Genomic DNA, 3453 nt, shown 5'->3' with positions numbered 1-3453 from the left:
CGCTCGTGAGCGGTGAGCAGCAGGTGGTCGAACTGCCCGCGGAGAACCTGCGGATCGAAGCTGAGGGTCCCGAGTTCGGCGACGATCTGTGTCGCCAACAGGCGCAGCTTGGTGTTCGAATGCTGCGACCGCCACTGCAGGAGCTCGAACGCCTCATCGGCGTCGATGCGGTAGACCAGCATTAGCGCCCCCTTGGCCTGCTCGATGGCCGCCCGCGCGTCGAAGATGTCTGACAACGTGTCGGTGAGCGCCTCTTGGCGCACCTGCTCGAAGTTCAGTGTCAGGTCGACGTAGTAACCCTCGGTGCCGACGACCGCTCCACTGCCGTCGACCATCCGATCGGCCAGCACGATGACCGTGTGTTCGGCGCCGCCGGTGTCGATGAAGCGATGCCGGCTGGAGAACGTCCCGTCGAAGTGCAGGGCATGGTCCAGCAGGTCCTGGACGGGGCGCCGGTCGTCGGGGTGTTTGTGCGACAGCAGCAGCTCTGTGGTCGGCGTGACGGTCCCTGGCTCGTAACCGTGCATGCGCGCCACTTCGTCCGACCACTCCCACCGCTGACCCACGAACCAGAAGCGGAAACCGCCGACCCGCAGTCGCTGGAGGCCGTCACCGGAAGCGTCCGGCTCGGGGGTCGACGTCATCTCGGGGTCCGACACCCGCTCATTCTGACACCGTGCTGGTCATCGCAGGTGTTTTCGCGAGCGTCTCGACCGGGTGCACGGTTTGACTGTGCCCCGGCGGGGTAGACGCGCCGACATGACTTCTTTGTGGCTGGCCGGCCGTGCGGATTCGGCGGCTCGACCTGATATTCCCGAACGCGCCGATGTGGTGGTGGTCGGCGCCGGCATCACCGGTCTGACCACCGCGGCGCTGTTGGCCAGGGCAGGCAAGCACGTCGTGGTCCTGGAGGCCCGCTACATCGGGGCGGGCACGACCGGCAACACCACCGGCAAGGTGAGCCTGCTACAGGGCACGAAGTTGTCCCGGATCGCGGCCAAGCACGGCGACGACGTGCTGCGCGCTTACGCCACCGGGAACATGGAGGGCCAGGACTGGCTGCTGAGGTACTGCGACGAGCACGGTCTCAACGTCCAGCGCGAGGATGCGTTCAGCTACGCCCAGTCGCCCCAGGGGGTCAGCACCGCCGAAGACGAGCTCGCTGCCGGACGTGCGGCAGGCCTCGGCGTCAGCTGGTGCGCCGATACCGACGTTCCGTTCCCGTACTACGGCGGCGTCCGACTACCGGATCAGGCCCAGATCGACCCCGCTCCGCTGCTGCAGAGCCTCGCGGCCGAGCTCGAAAGCCACGGCGGCAGCGTCCACTCCGGTGCCCGGGTGCACTCGGTGTCGGGTCGCGGCCCGGTACGCATCGACGTGCGGTTGTCGACCGATGACCCGCGCGCCCCCCGGCCGGTCCAGATCACCGCGCCGCGTTGCATCCTCGCCACCGGCATCCCGATCTTGGACCGCGGCGGGTTCTTCGCGCGGCTGAAACCGGAACGTTCCTACTGTCTGGCTTTCGACGTGCCCGGCGATGTGACCCGACCGATGTTCCTGTCGGTTGATTCTCCGACGCGCTCGCTGCGCTACGCGCCGAGCGCCGACGGGGACAAACTCGTCGTCGGTGGTGCCGGACATACCGTCGGCCGCGCCGGCTCACCGTCCCGCAGCCTCGAGGAGCTGACCCACTGGGCCCGACTTCACTACCCCGGTGCCGTGCAGACCCACTTCTGGTCGGCGCAGGACTACACCCCGATCGATGAGCTGCCCTACGTCGGACCGATTCTGCCGGGCAGCGAAAGCATCTATGTGGCAACCGGATTCGACAAGTGGGGGATGACCAACGGCGTTGCCGCGGCGCTGGCGCTGACCAGCCGGATACTGGGCGGCCGAATGGACTGGTCTGCTGCCTTCGCCAGCTGGCGAACAGCCGAACTGGCGGGGGTGCCGACCGCGCTGCAGGCCAATCTGGAGGTCGGCTTCAACCTGGCGAAAGGCTGGGTGAGCCCGTGGCTCAGCCGTTCGGAGGTGCCGCACGACGGTGGCGTGGTTAGTGGTCCGCCGTGGCGGATGCACGCCGACAGCATCGTCGACGGAGTCGCGCACACGACTTCCCCGGTGTGCCCGCATCTCGGCGGCGTGGTGCGGTGGAACGATGCCGACCAGGCCTGGGAGTGCCCGTTGCACGGGTCGCGCTTCGCTCCCGACGGCGAACTGCTCGAAGGCCCGGCGACCCGGGGTCTTACACCGTCAGCTCAGAAGGTGAGCGGCTGAACCGGCCGGTTGGCCGTCAGAGAACGGGCCGACCGCCGGTCACCGCCACCCTGGCGCCGGAGATGTAGCTTCCCTCGTCGGAGGCGAGCAGCACGTAGACCGGGGCGAGTTCGACGGGTTGGCCCGCCCGGCCCAGCGGAGTGTCATCTCCGAAGTTGGCTACCTTTTTCTCGGGAAGCGTGGCCGGGATCAGCGGCGTCCAGATCGGCCCGGGCGCCACGCTGTTCACACGAATGCCCTTCTCCCCCAACATCTGAGCCAGGCTCGCGGAGAAGTTGGCTATCGCGGCCTTGGTGGCGGCGTAGGGCGCGAGGGTGGGCGACGGGGTATCGGAGTTCACCGAGGAACTGCCGATCACCGATGCTCCGGCCGGCATGTGCGGTAGCGCCGCCTTGAGCAGGTAGAAGTAGGAACCGACGTTCAGCCGGAACGTGTAATCCCATTCCTCGTCGCTGATCTCGTCGAGGCTGTCGTGGGACATCTGGAACGCGGCGTTGCTGACCAGCACGTCGATCCCGCCGAATTCGGTGGCCGCACGGTCGATCACCGCGCGGCAGTGCGCCGGGTCAGCCAGATCCCCGCGCATCAGCACACACTTGCGGCCGGCATCCTGCACCAAGCGCTCGACCTCGGCGGCGTCGTCGTCCTCGTTGAGGTACGCGATCAGCACGTCGGCACCCTCTCGGGCGTACGCAATCGCCACCGCGCGGCCGATCCCGCTGTCGCCACCGGTGATCACCGCCCGCTTGCCCGCAAGGCGTCCGGTGCCGCGGTAGCTGGATTCACCGCAGTCCGGCACCGGGTCCATCGCCGACTGCAGACCGGGAACTTCTTGCTGTTGTGGTGGAAAACCCATGGTCAACCTTTCTCTTCGGCGGCCTCGAGGTCGCGGCGTTCCGCCAGGGACGCCAACCTCCAGGTACATTCGCGATTCCTGGGCCAGGCCGCCGCGAGCCCCACCGAGTCGGGCAGCCATCTCAGCGGCGCGTTGGCGGGAACCTCTGCCATCTCGATACGGCATCCGGTGGGCGTCGGGGAGAGCCGCATGGTGATCCGCGCCGCACCGAACGGCCTGGTCTTGGCCAGGAGCACGAGTTCTTCGAGTGGCGTGCACTTCTCGACGGTGGTGGTGTCGTTGATGACCAACGGCCACAACCCGATCGAGTGGTGGATCTG

General features: G+C 67.7%; 3 protein-coding genes and 1 pseudogene. 1 reads left to right on the top strand and 3 read right to left on the bottom strand.

Annotated elements, in window-relative coordinates:
- Positions 1 to 644, bottom strand: a 644-nt coding sequence (locus tag WA944_RS10910; RefSeq protein ID WP_526646913.1) for an ANTAR domain-containing protein, incomplete at its 3' end; no start/stop codon positions are given.
- Positions 645 to 759: 115 nt separating this feature from the next.
- On the opposite strand from WA944_RS10910, the gene WA944_RS10905 reads away from it, so the two are divergent.
- Positions 760 to 2277 carry an FAD-dependent oxidoreductase gene (locus tag WA944_RS10905; protein ID WP_526608029.1) on the top strand — a complete coding sequence of 506 codons (1518 nt, stop codon included), beginning with the start codon at positions 760 to 762 and terminating at the stop codon, positions 2275 to 2277.
- A 16-nt stretch (positions 2278 to 2293) separates the two neighbouring features.
- Here the strand turns inward: WA944_RS10905 and WA944_RS10900 are convergent, their stop codons facing one another.
- Together WA944_RS10900 and WA944_RS10895 are read right to left on the bottom strand one after the other, a co-directional pair.
- The gene (locus WA944_RS10900) at positions 2294 to 3133 is read right to left on the bottom strand and encodes an SDR family oxidoreductase (protein ID WP_526372539.1); all 840 of its coding nucleotides are present in this window, start codon (positions 3131 to 3133) and stop codon (positions 2294 to 2296) included.
- Between the two features lie 2 nt (positions 3134 to 3135).
- Positions 3136 to 3453, bottom strand: a pseudogene (locus WA944_RS10895) (SRPBCC family protein); the annotation flags it as partial.

It is taken from the genome of Mycobacterium sp. (assembly GCF_049683355.1).
GTDB lineage: Bacteria > Actinomycetota > Actinomycetes > Mycobacteriales > Mycobacteriaceae > Mycobacterium.
Note: the sequence above shows the minus strand (reverse complement) of the source record. Positions and strands in the feature narration are given on the sequence as shown.